Origin of the sequence: Amycolatopsis camponoti (assembly GCF_902497555.1) — a bacterium.
In the GTDB taxonomy this organism is placed as follows: Bacteria; Actinomycetota; Actinomycetes; order Mycobacteriales; family Pseudonocardiaceae; genus Amycolatopsis; species Amycolatopsis camponoti.
Genome location: NZ_CABVGP010000002.1, coordinates 2,981,379 through 2,999,189, shown reverse-complemented (window position 1 = coordinate 2,999,189; position 17,811 = coordinate 2,981,379). Strand labels below are relative to the sequence as shown.

17 protein-coding genes are annotated in these 17,811 nt (G+C 72.7%); 8 read left to right on the top strand and 9 right to left on the bottom strand.

What is annotated here, in order from left to right; all coding sequences use genetic code 11:
• Window positions 1-69 precede the first annotated feature (69 nt).
• The 5 genes from AA23TX_RS34460 to AA23TX_RS34440 all read right to left on the bottom strand — a co-directional run bounded on the left by AA23TX_RS34460 (window position 70) and on the right by AA23TX_RS34440 (window position 6,487).
• A complete protein-coding gene (locus AA23TX_RS34460; protein ID WP_155546876.1) occupies window positions 70-1,779 on the bottom strand; it encodes an ABC transporter ATP-binding protein in 1,710 nt (569 codons plus the stop codon).
• Window positions 1,776-3,449, bottom strand: coding sequence for an ABC transporter substrate-binding protein (locus AA23TX_RS34455; RefSeq protein WP_155546875.1), 1,674 nt, complete (start codon window positions 3,447-3,449; stop codon window positions 1,776-1,778). Before AA23TX_RS34455 ends, AA23TX_RS34460 begins: the two co-directional genes overlap by 4 nt.
• 10 nt (window positions 3,450-3,459) lie before the next feature.
• Entirely contained in the window at window positions 3,460-4,455 is a 996-nt protein-coding gene (locus AA23TX_RS34450; RefSeq protein ID WP_155546874.1) for an ABC transporter permease, read from the bottom strand.
• On the bottom strand, window positions 4,455-5,378 hold the full coding sequence (locus AA23TX_RS34445) for an ABC transporter permease (protein WP_155546873.1): 924 nt from the start codon (window positions 5,376-5,378) through the stop codon (window positions 4,455-4,457). The genes AA23TX_RS34450 and AA23TX_RS34445 overlap by 1 nt, the downstream gene beginning before the upstream one ends.
• 206 nt (window positions 5,379-5,584) lie before the next feature.
• On the bottom strand, window positions 5,585-6,487 hold the full coding sequence (locus tag AA23TX_RS34440) for a LysR family transcriptional regulator (protein ID WP_155546872.1): 903 nt from the start codon (window positions 6,485-6,487) through the stop codon (window positions 5,585-5,587).
• Between the two features lie 101 nt (window positions 6,488-6,588).
• On the opposite strand from AA23TX_RS34440, the gene AA23TX_RS34435 reads away from it, so the two are divergent.
• The 5 genes from AA23TX_RS34435 to AA23TX_RS34415 are packed head-to-tail and all read left to right on the top strand — an operon-like array spanning window position 6,589 to window position 11,193.
• Window positions 6,589-7,698 (top strand): FAD-dependent monooxygenase, encoded by a 1,110-nt coding sequence (locus AA23TX_RS34435; RefSeq protein WP_155546871.1) that lies wholly within the window; start codon window positions 6,589-6,591, stop codon window positions 7,696-7,698.
• Window positions 7,695-9,449 carry a CocE/NonD family hydrolase gene (locus tag AA23TX_RS34430; RefSeq protein ID WP_155546870.1) on the top strand — a complete coding sequence of 585 codons (1,755 nt, stop codon included), beginning with the start codon at window positions 7,695-7,697 and terminating at the stop codon, window positions 9,447-9,449. Before AA23TX_RS34435 ends, AA23TX_RS34430 begins: the two co-directional genes overlap by 4 nt.
• The gene (locus AA23TX_RS34425; RefSeq protein WP_155546869.1) at window positions 9,446-9,940 is read left to right on the top strand and encodes a nuclear transport factor 2 family protein; all 495 of its coding nucleotides are present in this window, start codon (window positions 9,446-9,448) and stop codon (window positions 9,938-9,940) included. The genes AA23TX_RS34430 and AA23TX_RS34425 overlap by 4 nt, the downstream gene beginning before the upstream one ends.
• A gap of 22 nt (window positions 9,941-9,962) precedes the next feature.
• A complete protein-coding gene (locus AA23TX_RS34420; protein ID WP_155546868.1) occupies window positions 9,963-10,277 on the top strand; it encodes an NIPSNAP family protein in 315 nt (104 codons plus the stop codon).
• 10 nt (window positions 10,278-10,287) lie between these two features.
• A complete protein-coding gene (locus AA23TX_RS34415; protein ID WP_155546867.1) occupies window positions 10,288-11,193 on the top strand; it encodes an acetamidase/formamidase family protein in 906 nt (301 codons plus the stop codon).
• A 9-nt stretch (window positions 11,194-11,202) separates the two neighbouring features.
• On the opposite strand, the gene AA23TX_RS34410 is transcribed toward AA23TX_RS34415, so the two are convergent.
• Window positions 11,203-11,769: a TetR/AcrR family transcriptional regulator gene (locus tag AA23TX_RS34410; RefSeq protein ID WP_155546866.1), complete on the bottom strand. Its 567-nt coding sequence runs from the start codon at window positions 11,767-11,769 to the stop codon at window positions 11,203-11,205.
• A gap of 89 nt (window positions 11,770-11,858) precedes the next feature.
• Here AA23TX_RS34410 and AA23TX_RS34405 point away from each other — a divergent pair, with 89 nt between their 5' ends.
• The 3 genes from AA23TX_RS34405 (at window position 11,859) to AA23TX_RS49775 (ending at window position 14,292) form a co-directional block, all read left to right on the top strand.
• A complete protein-coding gene (locus tag AA23TX_RS34405) occupies window positions 11,859-13,034 on the top strand; it encodes an MFS transporter (protein WP_155546865.1) in 1,176 nt (391 codons plus the stop codon).
• Between the two features lie 86 nt (window positions 13,035-13,120).
• Window positions 13,121-13,471 carry a hypothetical protein gene (locus tag AA23TX_RS49780; RefSeq protein ID WP_196425662.1) on the top strand — a complete coding sequence of 117 codons (351 nt, stop codon included), beginning with the start codon at window positions 13,121-13,123 and terminating at the stop codon, window positions 13,469-13,471.
• 41 nt (window positions 13,472-13,512) lie between these two features.
• The gene (locus AA23TX_RS49775; protein ID WP_196425661.1) at window positions 13,513-14,292 is read left to right on the top strand and encodes an FkbM family methyltransferase; all 780 of its coding nucleotides are present in this window, start codon (window positions 13,513-13,515) and stop codon (window positions 14,290-14,292) included.
• A gap of 6 nt (window positions 14,293-14,298) precedes the next feature.
• Here the strand turns inward: AA23TX_RS49775 and AA23TX_RS34395 are convergent, their stop codons facing one another.
• Genes AA23TX_RS34395 through AA23TX_RS34385 form a run of 3 tightly spaced genes read right to left on the bottom strand, consistent with a single transcriptional unit; the run spans window position 14,299 to window position 17,539 of the window.
• Window positions 14,299-15,597 carry a glycosyltransferase gene (locus AA23TX_RS34395; protein ID WP_155546863.1) on the bottom strand — a complete coding sequence of 433 codons (1,299 nt, stop codon included), beginning with the start codon at window positions 15,595-15,597 and terminating at the stop codon, window positions 14,299-14,301.
• A complete protein-coding gene (locus AA23TX_RS34390; protein WP_155546862.1) occupies window positions 15,591-16,580 on the bottom strand; it encodes a glycosyltransferase family protein in 990 nt (329 codons plus the stop codon). The genes AA23TX_RS34395 and AA23TX_RS34390 overlap by 7 nt, the downstream gene beginning before the upstream one ends.
• On the bottom strand, window positions 16,577-17,539 hold the full coding sequence (locus AA23TX_RS34385) for a glycosyltransferase family protein (RefSeq protein ID WP_230862887.1): 963 nt from the start codon (window positions 17,537-17,539) through the stop codon (window positions 16,577-16,579). The genes AA23TX_RS34390 and AA23TX_RS34385 overlap by 4 nt, the downstream gene beginning before the upstream one ends.
• Window positions 17,540-17,811: the final 272 nt, after the last annotated feature.

The following is a 17,811-nucleotide window of genomic DNA, read 5'->3' as shown; positions in this document are numbered from 1 at the left end:
TCCGGGACGCCGCCGCCGGGCGCTACCCCCACGAACGCACGACCTCGCGCGAGACGACCAGGGCCGCGCTCAGCGCAGCTGCCGCCAGGCTTCGCGGCGCCGGCGCTGGGCGTCGGGGTCCGCGACCGGTGCCGCCGACAGCAGGCGGCGGGTGTACGGGTGGGCCGGGGCGGTCAGCACCTCCTTCGCCGGGCCTTGCTCGACCACGTGGCCGCGGTGCATCACCGCGACCCGGCCGGCGAGCTGCTCGACCACCGCGAGGTCGTGGCTGATGAACAAGCACGCGAACCCGAACTCCCGCTGCAGCTCGCGCAGCAGGTCGAGGATCCGGGCCTGGATGGTGACGTCGAGCGCGCTCGTCGGCTCGTCGGCGACGAGCAAGTCCGGGCGCAGGGCCAGCGCCCGGGCGATGCAGGCCCGCTGGCGCTGGCCGCCCGACAGCTCGTGCGGGTACCGGCCCCCCAGTGACGGCGACAGCTGCACCGACTCCAGGAGCCCGCCGACCCGGCTGTCCACTTCGGACGGCCGGACCGCCCGGTGCAGCCGCAGCGGGGTCGCGACGCTCTCCCCCACCGTCGTGCGCGGGTTGAGCGAGGACAACGGGTCCTGGAACACGACACCGATGCGCCGCCGAAGTGCCTTCGCCGCCCGCCCGCGCACGCGCGTGATGTCCGCGTCGCCGATGTGCACCGACCCCGCCGTGGGGGCGAGCAAGCCGGTGACCGCCCGGGCCACGGTGCTCTTGCCGGACCCGGACTCCCCGACGAGGCCGAGGATCTCCCCCGGCTCGACGTGCAGGCTCACGCCGTCCGCGGCGTGGACGGCGTGCGCCCGGAACCGGCCGCGGTAGGTGACCGAAAGGTTCTCGACCCGCAACAGCGGCGCCTCCGCCGGGACGTCCGGTACCGAGCCGGTCGCCGGGTGCGCCAGCGCGGCCACGTGCCCCGGCGACACCTCGACGTCGGCGGCGAGCGCCCGTTCCAGCCCGGTCGTGGCGGCCGCGCTCAGCGAGACCACCGAACCGAGCAGCCGGCGCGTGTAGTCCTCGGCGGGTGCGGCGAACACGGACCGGACGTCGTTCTGCTCGACGACGCGGCCGTCGTGCATCACCACCACGCGGTCGGCGAGGTCGGCGACCACGCCCATGTCGTGCGTGATCAGCAGGATCGCCGTGCCCAGCCGCGCCCGCAGGTCCCGCAGCAGCTCGAGGATCTCCGCCTGCACAGTGACGTCCAGTGCGGTGGTCGGCTCGTCGGCGATCAGCAGCTTCGGCTCGTTCGCGACCGCCATCGCGATCACCACGCGCTGCAGCTGCCCGCCGGACAGCTCGTGCGGGTAGGACCGGAACCGCTCACGCGGGTCCGGCAGCCCGACCAGGCCGAGCAGTTCGATCGCCCGTTCCCGGGCGGCGGCGGCCGCGAGCGTCCGGTGCGTGCGGATGGTCTCGACGAGCTGGTCGCCGATGGTGAACACGGGGTTCAGCGCGCTCATCGGCTCCTGGAACACCATGCCGACGTCGCCGCCGCGGACCGCCCGCAGCTCGGCCGGGGTCATCGCGTAGAGGTCCCGCCCGGCCAGCTCCGCGCGTCCGGACACCTTCGCCGTGGGCGGGAGCAGGCCGAGCAGGGACATCGCGGTGACCGTCTTGCCGGAGCCGGACTCCCCGACCACCGCGACGACTTCGCCCGCGCGGACCTCGTAGCCGACCCCGCGGACGGCTTCGACGTCCCCGAACGAGACCGTCACGTCGTGCAGCCGCAGGAGCCCGGCTCCGGTCACTGGACGATCCCCAGCTTGCGGTAGTCGACGTAGGCGGGGAACCGCCCGATCTGGACGTCACCGACCTGCGACCCGTGCAGGAACGAGTTGCGCGTGTAGATCAGCGGCACGACCGGCGAGTCGGCGAGGATCTTCTTGTCCAGCGCCGCCCACTTCCTGCCCGCCTCGGCCGGGTCCACAGTGGCCTGTGCCTCCCCGATCAGCCTGTCGACCTCGGGGCTGCTGTAGCGGGACTCGTTGTACCCCCCGTTGCCGATCTCGGTGGACTGGAACAGCGGCTGGATGTTCGCGTTGGCCGACGGGATGTCGGGCTGCCACGAGGTGAGCGTCAGGTCGTAGTCCGAGAGGCCCTTGGTGTCCACTTCGGACGTGTAGGTGTCCTCGTCGAGCGGCTTGATCGTGACCTTGATGTTCGCCCGGGCCAGCGAGGCCTGGATCGCCGCCGCCTTCTCCGGGAAGCCCCGCTCGTTGTGGGTGGCCAGGACCAGGCCGTCGAGCCCGTTCGGGAAGCCCGCCTCGGCCAGCAGCTGCTTGGCCTTCGCGACGTCACCGGAGGGCGGCGCCGGGTACAGGTCGTACTGCTCGCGGCCCTGCAGGCCGGGCGTGATCAGCGTGGTGGCGACGTCACCGGCCAGCTGGGCGCTGCCCGCGCTGGCCACCTGGAACGCGGCCTTGTCGACGGCGTACTGGAAGGCCTGGCGCACCTTGGGGTTGGTCAGGTTCCCGCGCTGGGTGTTCAGCGAAAGGTAGGCCAGCGCCCCGGATTCCGACGTCACCAGCCGCGACTTCGCCGAGGCGTTGCCCTGGATCTGCGCCAGCTGGGCGGGCGAGGCGAACGACATGCCGAACGCGGTGCGGTCGGCACCGCTGTCGTCGACCAGGCGCTTGGAGATGACGCTCGTGTCCTGGCCGAGCTGGAACTCGATGGTGTCCGGGTTGGCGAGGCGCGTCTTGTCCTCGTCCCGGCTCCAGTTGGGGTTGCGCACGAGCTTCGCCGACTTGCCCCGCTCGTAGCTCTGCAGCTGGTACGGGCCGGACGCGACCGGGTGGTCGTTGTAGTTCGCCTCGGCGCCCTTGCCCTTGGGCACCGGCGAGAACGCCGGGGTGCTGGCGACCCAGTTGAAGTCACCGTAGGCGCGGGCGAGGTGGAAGACGATCGTCTGGGGGTCGGGCGTCTGGATCGTGTCCAGCTCCTTGCCGCCGTCGAACGGGCCCTTGTACGCCAGGCCCGGCGAGAGGAGGTCCTTGTGGTAGGCCAGGCCGCCGGAGAACGCGGGCGCGAACGAGCGCTCCAGGCCCCACTTCACGTCCGCGCTCGTGATCGGCGTGCCGTCGGCGTACTTGAGGTTGTCCTTGAGCGTGAACGTCCACGTCTTGCCGCCGTCGGTGGGCTTCCCGGTGTCGGTGGCCAGGTCGGGCACGATCGTGGTGTCCTTGCCCGGCGCGACGTCCCACGACGTCAGCCGCCGGTGGATCAGGCCCAGGGTGGTGACGACGAGGTTCGAGCTCTTCGCCGGGTCCCAGGTGATCGACGGCGCGTCGTTGAGCAGGACGAGGTTCCCGCCCGGCTTGACGGCACCGCCCGACCCGGCCGGTGTGTCGTTGGCCCCGCACGCCGTCAGCAGCGTGACGGCGGCCAGCACCCCCGCGGCGAACCGCAGCTGTTTCATCGTTTCCCCTTCAGACGAGGCGCGCACGCGGATCGAGCGCGCCGTAGCAGAGATCGACCAGGAAGTTGAGCAGCGTGACCAGCAGCGCCGAGAACAGCGTCACGCCCAGCAGCACCGGCAGGTTGAGCGACGCGATCGCGTCGACGAGCAGCCGGCCCACCCCGGCCATGCCGAAGATCCGCTCGGTGATCACCGTGCCGGCCAGCAGGCCGCCGAGATCGACGCCGAACACGGTGATCACCGGCAGCAGGACGTTGCGCAAGGCGTGGCGCCCCACCACCTTCCGCTCGGTGAGGCCCTTGGCCCGCGCGGTGCGGATGTAGTCCTCGCCGAGGGTTTCCAGCATCTGGCCGCGGGTGAGCCGCGCGTAGATCGCCGCGTGCAGGAACGCCAGGACGAACCACGGCAGCACCAGGTGCCAGGCCCACTGCGCGGGATCCTCGGTCAGCGGCACGTACCCGTTCTTCGGGACGACGTCGAGGGCGAACGCGAAGATCGTGATCCCGATCATCCCGGCCAGGTACGCGGGCATGGACACCCCGGCCATCGCGGCGGCCATGGTGATCCGGTCGACGGCCGTGCCGCGGCGCAGCGCGGAGAGCACGCCGAGCCCGACGCCGGCGACGATCCAGATCGCGGCCGCGCCCAGCGCGACCGAGAAGCTGACGCCGACGCGGTCGCCGATTTCGCTCAGCACGTCGACGTTGTTCTGGAAGTCGTAGCCGAAACACGGTGCGGCGCAGTGGATCGCGGCCGTGCCGGTACCGAACGTGCGGCCGCCGAAGATCCCGCCGAGGAAGTCGAAGAACTGCTGGTACCACGGCACGTCGTAGCCCATGAACTCCCGCGCCAGCGCGAGGCTCTCCGGCGAGCACGGGCGGCCGCAGGCCATCCGCGCCGGGTCGGCGGGCAGGACGTAGAAGACCACGAACGTCACGAAGGCGACCACGAGCAGGACCAGCAGCATCCCGGCGAAGCGGGTGCCGACGAAGCGGGCGGTGCGCATCAGGCGGCACCCCCGGACCGCGGGTCGAGCGCGTCGCGGATCGCGTCGCCGACGACGTTGAAGGCCAGGGTGACCAGGAACAGCAACGCCCCGGGGAAGACCAGGTACATCGGGTCCGTCTCGAAGAAGTCGATGGCCGCGCTGATCGTGCGGCCCCAGCTGGGTGTCGGCGGCAGGACGCCGACACCCAGGAACGACAGCGCGGCCTCGCTGCCGATCATGGACGGGATGGACAGGCTGGCCACGACGATGATCGGCGCCCACAGGTTCGGCAGCAGCTCCTTGGTGAAGACGTGCCAGGGGCCACCGCCGATGACCCGGGCGGCGGCGACGAAGTCGCGCTTGGCCAGCGTCAGGGCCTGCGCCCGCACGATGCGGGCGACGCGCGGCCAGCCGAAGAGCCCGAGGACGACGATCAGCGTGACCTGCCGCGGGAAGTCCACCGGCAGGACCGCGCCGAGCGCGATCATGAAGATCAGGTAGGGGAACCCGAGGATGACGTCGGCGGTCCAGGTGACCACCCGGTCCCACCAGCCGCCGAGGTAGCCGGCGCTGACGCCGATCACGACGCCGAGCGCGGTGGCCAGCACGGTGGCACCGAGCCCGACCAGCAGGGACGTCCGGGCGCCCTGGGCGACGAGCGCGAAGAGGTCGACACCGGTCAGCGGCTCGACGCCGAACCAGTGCGCGCCGCTCACCCCGCCGAGCGTTCCCGCGGGCAGGCCGGCCGGGCCCAGCGTGTGGATGTCCGGGGTGAGGCTCTGCCCCTCCACGAGCACGAAGAGGTCGGCTCCGGCGGCGAGGAGCACGATGAGAACGGCCAGCAGCGCGCACAGCGACGTCCACCGCCCGGACCGGACGGCGCGCCAGACGGCGGCGGGCAGCGAGCGCGCCGCGAGTGGCGGGAGGGAGGGGGCGGACACAGCACCTCAAGGTTCAGCCGATCGAGTGACGATCGGACCTTATGGAGTTTTTCCGGTGATTCCTCCACCGTCCCATCATGTGGGCGGCAAGTCACGGCCTTCTTGCCGGAAATGGCCCGAAATAGGGACAATCATCCGGTTTCAGCGGCGCTGTTTCCACGTTTTGGACGCGAGGGGAGGACTCGTTCACCCCGGACGCCATCAGGTCAGGCCGCGGCGAGGGCCATGATCCGGCGGATGCGCTCGCGCAGTAGTGCGTGCGTCCGGTCGTGGTGGTTGCGCGGGTGCCAGGCCATGCCGATCACCACGTCCGGCAACGCCACGGGGATCGGGAACGTCCGCAGTCCCAGCGTGTCCAGCATCGAGCGGCCCAGCCTGGGGGGAGTCACACAGACGACGTCGGTTTCGCGGGCCAGGTAGAGCGCGCCCGCGAAGCTCGGCAGCACGGCGATCACCCGGCGGCTCAGGCCCAGCTCGGCGAGGCGCTCGTCGATCGGGCCGTGCGCCCGGCCCCGGCGCGAGACGGCGATGTGGTCGGCCGCGGCGAACCTCCTCGGCGTGACGGTCTTCACCTTCGCCAGCGGGTGCTCCGGCCGGATCGCGCCGACCAGCGTCTCGGTGACGAGCGTTTCCGAGCGGATCTCCGGGTCACCCGGGCGCAGCGTCCCGATTTCCAGGTCCACGAGGCCTTCGCGCAGCGCCGGGGTGTCCTCGAGGTTTTCCGGCCGCAGCCGCAGGGAGATCCCCGGCGCCTGACCGCGCAGGTCGTCGATGAGGGACGGGATGAACGTCGTGGACAACATGTCGGTGACCTGCAGGTCGAACGTGCGCACCGCCGTGCGCGGGTCGGCGGCGGTCGACGGGGTGAACAGCGCGCGGGCGCGGGCGGCGACCGCGTGCACCTCACCGCGCAGCTCCAGTGCCCGGGGCGTCGGCACGAGATCGCGCCCGGCCCGGACGAGCAGCGGATCGTCGAACGCGCGCCGCAGCCGGGCGAGCGTGCGGCTCATCGCCGGTGCGGAGGTGTGCAGGCGCGCCGCCGCCTTCGTCACGCTGCTCTCGGTGAGCAGCGCGTCCAGCGCCTCGATGAGGTTCAGGTCGTGGTCCACCCGCCGATTATCACATGTGGAATGAGTCTGTACCAATGTTGCACTGGAGTTAACCGGCTGGCGTCCCTAGCGTCGAGTCCAGACGACGAAGGAGGACGGCGATGCGAGCTGTGGTGGCAGGTGGCGGGATCGTGGGACTGACGAGCGGTCTCGCCTTGCGCCGCAAGGGAATCGACGTGGTGGTGTACGAGCGGGCGCCGGAGATCCGCGCGGCCGGGGCGGGCCTGGGGCTGTGGGCCAACGCGCTGGCCGTGTTCGACGGCCTCGGCGTCGGCGAACAGGTGCGCGCGATCGGCAAGCCCGGTGAGATGTACTTCCACGACACGGCCGGGCGGCTGCTCGAGACCCCGGAGTTCGGGGTCGAGGACCACCGGTTCCTGCTGGTGCACCGGGCGAAGCTCACCGACCTGCTCGCGGACGCCGTCGGCCGCGACAACATCCGCCTCGCCACCGGGTTCGCCGCGTACGACGAGCACACGGACCACGTCACGGTCCGGTTGGCCGACGGCAGCGAGGAAACCGCCGACGTGCTCGTCGGGGCGGACGGCGCGCACTCGGCGGTCCGCGCGCAGCTGGTGCCGGGGAAGCCGGCGCAAGAGCACATCGGGCACCACGCCTGGCGTGCGGTGCTTCCGGATCCGGGTCTCGGCCTGACCGGGAACCGGATCGTCCTGGGCGGCGACCGCTGCCGCGGCGGATACGTGCGCACCTACGACGGCGGCGTCTACTGGCTGGTGAACCAGTTCGGCGCGAAGGAGCCGACCGGCACCCTCAAGGAGCAGGCGCTGGCCCGGGCCCGGCACCTCGACGAGGGCGAGCACGGCGGGGTCCTCGCCGAGCTCATCCGCGCCACGCCCGAGGACCTGATCCTGCACAACCGGATCATGCTCGTGCCGCCGTTGCCGCACTGGGCTTCCGGGCGCGTCGTGCTCGTCGGGGACGCGGCCCACGCGATGTCGCCGCACATCACCGCCGGTGCGACGCTGGGCGTCGAGGACGCCGCGCTGCTCGGCCGCCTGCTCGCCCCGGCCGGGGACGTGCCCGCGGCGCTGGCCGCCTACGAAGCGGACCGGATTCCCCGGTACGCCCACGTCGCCGAGCTTTCGGCGGCGGTGGAGCACGCCCCCACGCCGCAGGAGTTCGCGCGGCACTACGCCGCGTTCAGCCACTGGATGCTCACCTCGGCCGCCGGGAATCCGGTGACGGCATGAGCTTCACGGTGGAGGTGGACGTGCCGGTGCCGATGCGCGACGGCGTCGCGCTCGCCACCAACGTGTGGCTCCCGGAGAGGCCCGGACCGTTTCCCGCGTTGCTGGTCCGCACGCCCTACGGCAAGGACGACGCCGGGCTGTACGGCAATCCGAAGCTCCCCGACGTGTTCGCCCTCGTCGAAGCGGGTTACGCCGTGGTGGCGCAGGACGTCCGGGGCACCTCCCGCTCCCCCGGGACGTTCGTGCCGCACACCCACGAAGGCCCGGACAGCCTCGACACCCTCACCTGGCTGGCCGCGCAGCCGTGGTGCGACGGCGCGGTCGGCATGTGGGGCGGGTCGTACATGGGGTTCAGCCAGTGGCAGGCCGCACCGCACGGCGTCGCGGCCCTGCGGGCGATCGCGCCGGTGATGACCTCGGCCGACCCGTACGCGGCACCGTGGCGCTCCCCCGGCGGCGCGCTGTCCCAGGACGCGGTCCTGACCTGGGGCACGCTCTCGGCGCTGCGCAACCTGCGTCGTGGACTCGACGACGGGAACGGTGATCCCGCCGACGCCGCGGCGCTGCTGTCCACCCTCACCGAACCGCGGTCGCCGCGGCTCACCGCCCACGCGGCGGCGACCCGCTCCCTGCCCTGGCTCGGTCACGTACTCGACCACCCGGACCGCGATGACTTCTGGCGGGAGGTCGCCGCGATCGACCACTGCGACCGCATCACCGTTCCCGCGCTCCACATCGGAGGGTGGTACGACGTGTTCGTCCACGAAACCGTGCGGTCGTACACGATGATGCGCCGCCACGGTGGCAGCACCGCCGCGCGCGACGGCCAGCGCCTGATCATCGGCCCCTGGTCCCACGCCGACGGCACCGACCTCGGCACCTACCCCGACCGGTCGTTCGGGCTCGCCGGCAGCATCAAGGCCGCCGGTGTCACCGAAGCACATCTGCGGTTCTTCGACCGCTGGGTCCGCGGCCGCACCGAAGCTCCCGACGACTCCCCCCGGGTCCGGATCTTCGTCATGGGCGTCGACCGCTGGCGGGACGAGCCGGACTGGCCGCTGCCGGACACCCGCTACACCGGCTTCTTCCTCGACGGCGGCGGCCGGGCCAACACCGCCGCCGGCGACGGCGTCCTGACCCACGACGCCCCGGCCGGGGAGGCGACGGACACCATCCGCTACGACCCGCGCGATCCGGTGCCCAGCCTGGGCGGCACCGTGCTCGCCGCCACGCCGGGCACCTACCCCGGGCCGGCCGACCAGTCCGCGGCCGAAGCGCGCGAGGACGTCTTGTGCTTCACCACTCCCGTGCTCGACCGCCCCGTCGAGGTCACCGGCCACATCACGCTGGTGCTGCACATCCGTTCGTCCACACCGGACACTGACTTCACCGGCAAGCTCGTCGACGTGCACCCCGACGGCCGGGCGATCCTGCTTTGCGAAGGCATCCAGCGCGTCCGCTACCGCGACTCGCTCACCGAACCCGCACTCCTGGCGCCGGGCACGGACGCCGAGCTCACCCTCGACCTCGGCGTCACCGCGAACGTCTTCCGGCCCGGGCACCGCATCCGGCTCGAGGTCTCGAGCAGCAGCTTTCCCCGCTACGACCGCAACACCAACACCGGCGCGATCGCCGCCGACGGCGAGGACGTCGTGGCGGTCGCCGTCAACCACGTCCACCACGGGCCGGCTCACCCCAGCCGGCTGATCCTCCCGGTGATCGACCGCCCTTCCGAGGAGTCACGAGCATGAGCGCACTGCAGGACCTTCGCGACCGCGCGGCCGTCGCCGACGTCGTCGCCGGGCTCGCCCACGCCCAGGACGACCGGGACTGGCTCGCCCTGCGGCGGTTGTTCGCCGAAGAGGTGACGCTGGATCTGTCGACCCACTACCACGGCCGGCCACCGACGACCGTGAGCGCCGCGGACCTGGTCGAGCTGGCCCGCGCGACCCTGGAGGGTTTCGACTGCACCCACCACGCCGCCACCGACCTCGTCGTGCGGCGGTCCGGCGACTCCGGCGACTCCGGCGGCGAGATCACCTGCCGCGCGCACATGGTCGCCTACCACCACGTCCCCGCCGATCCCGGCGTCGTCGACCACTGCACGATGCGCGGCTACTGGGAACTGAAGCTGCGCAAGCTCGACGGCCAGTGGCTCATCGGGCACTGGGCCGTCGTGCGCACCGCGCCGTGGGAAGGCTCTCCGGACGTCTACGCGCTCGCCGCCGCCCGTCACGCTTGACCGTCACCCGAGGAGTACCCCGATGTTCTACGAGATCCGCACCGAGCACGCCCGGCGGGGCCGCGGCGCCGAACTGGCCGGCTACCTGGACGAGACCGTCATCCCGCTGCACCAGGAACGGGGAATGCGGGTGGTGGGCTCGTTCACCGTGGCCGGCGACGAGGACATCGTCGTCTGGATCAGGCGCTTCGAAGACGACGCCGACCGCGAACGTATCCTGGACGCCGTCCACCAAGATCCCCGGTGCGCTCCCCTGGCCGCCGCCGTCGCGGCGCTGACGAGCGACCCGGCGACCACGATCCGGCTGGTACCGACCGCCGGATCGGCGCTCGGCTGAAAGGAAACTCGTGACGGAGTACCGGCTTCCCGCGACGCGCGAGACCACAGTGGACGTTTTCGACCGGGCCACTCCGCCGGTGCTCACGGTCGACCCCGGCGACTTCGTCGTGGTCGGCTCGCTCGACGCCGCCGGCTACCTGGACCGGCGGGTGCTGGGCCCCACGATGTTCCCGGAGCGGCGCGGGCACTGCCTGACCGGGCCGATCGCGGTGCGCGGCGCCGAGCCCGGCATGGTCCTGGGCGTGCACTTCACGTCGATCACGCCCGGCGACTGGGGCTGGACCGCCGCGGGGACGAAGGACACCGCGCTCAACCGCAGGCTCGGGGTGGCCGGCGGGCCCGGCGCCTGGCTGACGTGGGACGTCGGACCCGAGAGCGCCACCAGCGACCTCGGGCACACCGTCGCCGTCGCGCCTTTCCTCGGCGTCGTCGGCGTTCCGCCCGCCGAGCCGGGACCGCACCCGACCATCCCGCCGCGGGCGGCCGGCGGCGGCAACCTCGACTGCCGGGACCTCGTCGCCGGGTCGACGTTGTTCCTGCCGCTGACCGTCCCCGGCGCGCTGCTGCACCTGGGCGACGGCCACGCGGCGCAGGGCCACGGCGAAGTCGGCGGAACGGCGATCGAGTGCCCGATGACCACCGCGGTGACCCTCAGTCTGGCGGCGGACGCGGCGGTCCCGGGCATCCACGCCGAAACCCCGGAAGGCCGGGTCACCTTCGGCTTCGGCACCGACCTCAACGAGGCCATGGCCGACGCGCTGGCCGCGATGGTGACCTGGCTGCAGCGGCTGCACGGACTGGACCGGGCGACCGCACTGGCGCTCGCCTCGCCGGTCGTCGACCTGCGGATCACCCAGGTCGCCAACGAGACGTGGGGCGTGCACGCCGTCCTCCCGCACGGCGCGATCCGCTGACGGCCGGTCTCACCGCCCGGACGCGGCGACCAGCGATTCCGCGAGCCGCTTCGCCACGCGGAACGGCCGGGCGTCCTGGGAGACCACCGACTGGACGGCCGCGCCTTCGAGCAGGAGCATCAGCTCGTCCGCATCCGCGGTCACCGGGCCCAGGCGCTTGAGCTGCGCCGCCAGGTAGCCGTGCAGGGCCGCCTTGTGGTGGCGGACGACTTCGCGGACCGGGTCCCCGGGGTCGGGGAACTCCGAGGCGGCGTTGAGGAACGCGCACCCGCGGTAGCCGTCGTCGGACAGCCACGCCTCGTACGCGTCGAAGACCGCCAGCACCCGTTCACGGGGGTCCGCGTGGCCGGCCGTGACGGCGTCGATCTCGCCCTGCCACCGGCGGTCACGCTCGCGCAGGTACGCGACGACCAGCCCGCTCTTCGAGCCGAAGTTGCCGTACAGCGCCGCCTTCGTCACGCCCGCTTCGGCCGCCACCGTGTCGACGCCCACCGCGTGGATGCCGTCGCGGTAGAACAGCGTCGACGCGGCCTTGAGCACCTTCGCCCCCGCGTCTCCCGGGCGTGTCTTGGCCACGTCTCCTCCGTACCGAACAGTCCGCGCTCTACCTGCGGAGACTCTAGCATCACTTGACATCATACAGACCTGTCTGTTTGGTGGAAGTCATGGACGACAGGACAGCCCGGTGGTGGCCCACCGCCGCGATCGGCGCGGGGGTGATCGCCCTCTGCTACGGGTTCGCGCGCTACGCCTACGGCCTTTTCGTGCCGCGGTTCAGCGAGACGTTCGGGTTGACGACGGTCGCGATCGGGGTGCTCGGCGGCCTGTCCACCGCCGGCTACGGCCTCGGCCTGCTCGTGTCGCCGAAGACGTCGGCGCGGTCCGCGCGCGGCACGGTCCTGCTGGCCGGGGCCGCGGCCACCGCGGGGCTGGCGCTGATGGCACTGGCCCCGGGCGTCGTGGTGTTCGGCGCCGGGATCTTCGTCGCCGGGTGCAGCGCCGGGCTCGTGTCGCCCGGTGTCGCGCAGGTCATCGGCGAGACCGTCGGCGTGCGTCTCCGCGCGCAGGCGCAGACCTGGGCGAACACCGGCACCGGGCTCGGGCTCGCGGCTTCGGCGTTCACGCCCTTGCTGGTGTTCGGCTGGCCGGCGATCTGGGCCACGTTCGCGGTGCTCGGCGCCGCCATGACGCTCGTCGCGTGGCGGACGCTGCCCCGGACCGGTTCCGCCGGCGGCGCCTCCGGCACGAGCCGCGCGGTGGGACCGCTGGTGCTCAACTCCGTCCTCATCGGCGTCACGAGCGCGCCGTACTGGACGTTCTCCAGCTCGCGGCTCACCGAAGCCGGTCTGAGCCCGGTCGCCGCGACCTGGTGCTGGTTCACGATCGGCGTCGCCGGGCTGCTCGGCGGCTCGGCCGGCCGGGTCGCCGAACGCGTCGGCCTGCGGACGGCCAACCTGGGCACCTGGACGCTCGCCGCGGCGGGCATCGCACTCCTGGCGCTGCCCGCTCCCGGCCTGCCGGGTGCCCTGGTTTCCAGCGCGCTGTTCGGCGTCACGTACATGGCGCTGACGGGGCTGTGCATCGTGTGGGCCACCCGCGTGCTCCCCACCCGGCCCGCGCGCGGGGTCACGTGGTCGTTCCTCGGGCTCGGCGCCGGCCAGACGGTGGCGTCACCCTTGGCGGGCGCGGCGGCTTCCGGCATCGGGCTGGCCGCGGTGTTCGGCCTGACCGGCCTCGTGGCCCTGATCGCCTGGAGCCAGCTCGACCCCCGCCTCGCCCCGGCCGAAGAACCCGTTCCGGCCGGTGACCACCCAGTGCCCGGCTTCACCCTTTTCCGGTGAACACACCTGTGCCTCCCGTCGTTTGTCCGCGGCCGGGCCGGGTATGGGAAGTCCATGTCCTTCCCCATGGCCAGCCGGAGGCGCCCATGAGCACCGGCGACAACTCGACGAAACGGGACTGGATCGACAGCCCCCAGGTGCGCGAAGACGTCGAAACCGTCATCGGAAATCTGCCGCGGCACCAACGCCTTCTGCTCAACCGGCTCGCTCGACCGGGATGGCAGGCCGTGACCCGCGCCGAACTGGCGGTGGTGCGCGCGGTGAACTGGCTGTTCGATTCCTTCTGGTACCGGACGCCGCTGCTGCGGATCGGAAACCCCGGTGTGGTGATGGCGCCCGGCGCCCGTGCGGCGGTCCGGGCCGCGGTCGACCGCTACGAGGCTCGGCAGGCCACGGGCCGCGATCCCGCCCGGTCTCCGGGAAGTGCCACGAGGTGACGCGTCTTCCGAAACCACACGAGAGGTCATGGTGCGGGTCCATGGGGCACGAAGGAACCGATCCGGCGCGCGTGCGCGTCGCCGACGATCTCGAGGTGCTGACCCGGCCCGGTCCCTGGGCGGCGGGCGAGGCGCACTACCTCTACCACGAGATCTTCACCCACGACGACTACCTCCGCGATCTCCCGCCCCTGCGGCCGGACGCGGTGGTCGTCGACGCGGGCGCGAACATCGGGTTGTTCGCGCTGCGCGTCGCCGGGCTGTGTCCGGACGCCCGGCTCGTCGTCGTGGAACCGGTTCCCGCGACCTGCGCCCTGCTGCGGGCCAACCTGGCCGGCCTCGCCCCCGGGTCGGTGCGTGTCGTCGAAGCCGCTCTCGGGCGCCGCGACGGCCGGGCGGTCTTGACCGCGTACCGGCACCTGTCGGCCAATTCGACCGGCCGGCCGTGGGAGAAGCCCGCGCACTGGGTGGCGGAGATGCGGGAGACCCAGACCGACCCGCGACTGGCCGACGAGATGCTGAGCACCGACCTCGTCGAGGTCGAGGTCGTCCGGCTCTCGAGCGTCCTGCCGCCGGAAGCACCGCGGATCGACCTCGTCAAGGTGGACGTCGAGGGCGCGGAACTGGAAGTGCTGCACGGCATCGACGAGCGGGACTGGCCGCGAATCGCCGCGCTGGTCGTGGAAGTGCACGATGTCGACGACCGGGTGCGCGAGGTCGAACGCCTGCTCACCCGGCACGGCTTCGAGTGCGGCCGGCGGGTGCCGGCGATGATGTCGCCGGATCTGCGGCACCACATCGTGACCGCCGCGCGGGCCTGAGCGTCGTCACGTCCAGCCGGCGAAGAAGCCGGCCAACGTCGTGGTCCGGTCGTCCGCCCCGTCGAGGGAGAGCCGGCGTCGCCCGAAGGCGCGGTCGATGACGTCGTCGGTCTCGAAGCGCGCGGACCAGCGGCGCGCGCGTCCGAGGGCGCGGGTCGACCACGCGACCCCCAGCCGCCGCCCCTCGCGGACGAGGTCGACCCGGCCGACGTCGGACTCCGCGATCATCGTCACGGCGCGCTCGACCGCGGCGGCCGGCAGCGGCTCGTGGACGTCGACGCGGACCCGGGCCCGGCGGAGCTGGTCTCCGCTCCACGGTTCCGTGCGCACCACCGCCGCGTAGGTCTCCCGAAGGCGCTCGTCCGGGGCGGACAGCCGGATCCCCAGGTCGCGGTGGGTCTGGCGCAGCAGCGAGTGCACGGTGCGCACGGTGTCGCCGAAAGGCCCGGCGGCGTGCACGTCGACGAGCACATCGGGGATCGTCCCGGGCATCGGGGCGCCCCGGGTGGACGGCTCGGGGATCACCGCCGCCAGCCGGGCGCTCTGGTGGTCCATGACCTCGGCCTCCCCGCCCCGGCCGGCCCAGTCCGGCCCGTCGTGCCACGCGACGGCGGCCCGCTCGTGCACCAGCACCGCGCCCGCGTTCCACGCCCGGTACGCGAGATCCCAGTCCTCCCCGCCGTACCCGACGAACCGCTCGTCGAAGCCGGCCAGGTCGTGGAAGAGGTCGCGCCGGCACGCGAGCACCGCGCCGATCACGAACCGGAAGCTGCGGCCGTCGGCGTGCAGCAGGTTTTCCGAAGCGGCGTAGGCGTCCCGCAACCAGGCGGGCTCCGCCAGTGCGGCCGAGGCAGCTGGTTGCCGGTCATGGGCCAGCCCGGCGAAGGAGGCGTGCCGGCGCCGTCCCACCGCCAGCACGTCGGGACACAAGGCGATGTGCCGGACGATCTCCTCGACGTACCCGGCCTCCGGCACGGTGTCCGCGTCGAGGAAGACCAGTACTTCGCCCACGCTCCGCCGGGCGGCCAGGTTCCGGACGGCTCCGGCGCGGAAACCCTCGTCCGGCTGGCTGACCACCACGGTTTCGACGCCGGGTACGGCGAAGCCGGGGGTGCGCGCCGAGCCGTCGTCGGCGAGCACGACCCGGGCCGGGCGCAAGGTCTGGCGGCGCAGCGCCGAAGCCATGCGGCTCAGGAGGTGGTGCTGCTCGTAGTGCGTCACGATCACGGTCACCGTGGGGACCTGTCGTGGATACCCGGCCAGCAGATCCCAGCGGTTGCGCGGGACCAGGACGTCGCTCAGCACGAGAGCACCCGGCTCCGGGCCAGCACCGATCGGTAGAGCGCGACGTGCTCGGCGCCGACGTCACGCCAGCGCGGGTAGTACGGCAGCCGCGTCAGGTGCGGTTCGTCGAGCGCCCGGGCGACCTGGTCGGCCACCTCGGCCCGGGTCTCCGCCGGCAGGAGGTGGCCGGGGTAGCGGCGCCCGATCTCGCGGCTGTACGGACCCGCCGACGTGATGGGCCGCCGCCGGCACGACAGCCAGGACAACAACGAACCGCTGGCGCTGACCTCGCTGTTGAGGACCACCGGCACTCCTGCCGCCCGCGTCACCGCCGCGAACCGGGAGTCGCTCAGGTGACCGGTGATCGCGAACGGGACGCGGCGGGCCTCGGCGTACTCGCGCAACTCGTCTTCCAGGTCGCGGTGGCCGGCGCTCGCGGTGCCCGCGGCGAGCACCCCGGGCGGACCGCCGGGCCGGCGCCGGCCCACCACCTCGGCCACCTCGATCGCCTCACGATGTCCCTTCCCGGGGTAGAGGTAGCCGAGCACGACCAGCGACGACGTCACGCCGTCCGGGACATCGCCCGGGCCGTGGCCCGGTTCCGCGGGCAGCGGAAGGTCGATGTGGTGGGGCGCCGCACCGGTGAGCCGGGTGATCTTGCGGGCTTCGTGCTCGGCGGAGACGACGACGGCGTCGCTGGCTGCCACGACGGCCGCGTAGCCGGCGGACCGCGCCACGTCGCGCCGGCCGCGGCCGGCGGGGTCCGGGACGTCGTGCAGCGTGACCACGAGCGGACGTCGCGCGCGTGCGGCCCAGCTCCGGTAGTCCCGGGCCGCTTCTTCGATCGTCGGCCCGAACAAGGCGTCGGTGAAGTGGGCGTGGGTAAGGTCCGGTTCGTGGTCGGTCTCCCGCGCCCCGCGGGAGGCGCACAGCCGGGCCACCGAGCGTGCGTGCCGGACCACCCCGTGGCCGGCCGGGCCGGGTGCGTACGTGTGCACCCTCACCGCGGCCCGCCCGCCGCCACCCCGGTCACCGCGCGGTAGACGGCCAGGTGGGCGGCGACGATCACGTCGCGCTCGGCCGCCCTCCGCCGCGGGTCGGCGTGCCACCGCGGGCGACGCTCGTAGGCGTGCCGCAGCGTTCGATCCAGGCTGCGGCGGTCCACTTCGGTCTCGGTGCGGTGGTACAGCAGGCACGGCGCCTGCTCGTCGAAGAACCCGCAATCCGGCGCCAGAACCGTGGTGCCCAGGTCGTAGCAGGCTTCCAGCCACCCCGAGTGGGTGCCGAACCGGTGCGGGAGCACGGAGACGTCCAGGCTTTCGAGGTAGTCGAACAACTCGGCGTCGGAGAACCGCGGCCGCAGGGTGACCGGAACGCCTCGCCGTGCCAATTCCCCGGCGGCCCGCCGGCCGCCATCGTCGTCGTGCGCGTGGACCAGCAACCGGGCCCCGGGCAAGGTGGCGACGGTGCGGGCCAGCTGTTCGGCGACGGCCGCGGCGTCGCAGTTCGCGCGCATGCTCTTCGCGTGCACCCCGACGACGAAGGAGTCATCGGCACCACGACGGGAAGCAAGTCGGGCGCGGGCCGGTTCCACGACGTGGGGGTGCGGAACGACTTTCGCGCGGCGTCCCCACTCGCCGGCGATCCGGGCGGCCGCGCCGGGGGTCAAGGTGATCACCGCGTCGGCCGCGGGAACCAGGACGTCCAGGGCGGCGCGGTGCGGGCCGGGATCGGCCTGGTGCGGGTTGCGCAGATCGTGGACCGTCAGCACGAGCGGCTTCCCCTGCGCGCGCACGGCTTCGACGGTCGCCCTCAGCTCCGAAGTGGACCGGTGCTCGTAGCCGAAATGCAGGTGCAGCAGGTCGAATCGATCGTGGTGGGCGTGCAGCCACGCGGGTTCCAGTGACCGGTGGGGCCACCACTCGCCGGCGGCTGCCCCGGGCACCGGCGGATCGGGCAGCACCCGGAACTCCGGCGTCGCCCGTGCGTCCGAAATATTGCGTACGTAAGAATGGCCCGCCGGAACCGAGGCAACCATCAACGGCCTATTCACGCGGGGTGTGTATCCACTCCTCCGGCCGATAAACACCAGCGGGACGCGCGGCTGCCGGTCCACGGTGGACTTCCGCCATCCTGGTCGTTCCCGCACCACAGAGTGCTCCGCGAAGATCCACGGAATCCGTGTTTACCGGCCCGGCGGCGGGGAACCACTCCGATCGAGTTGTCGTGCGCATC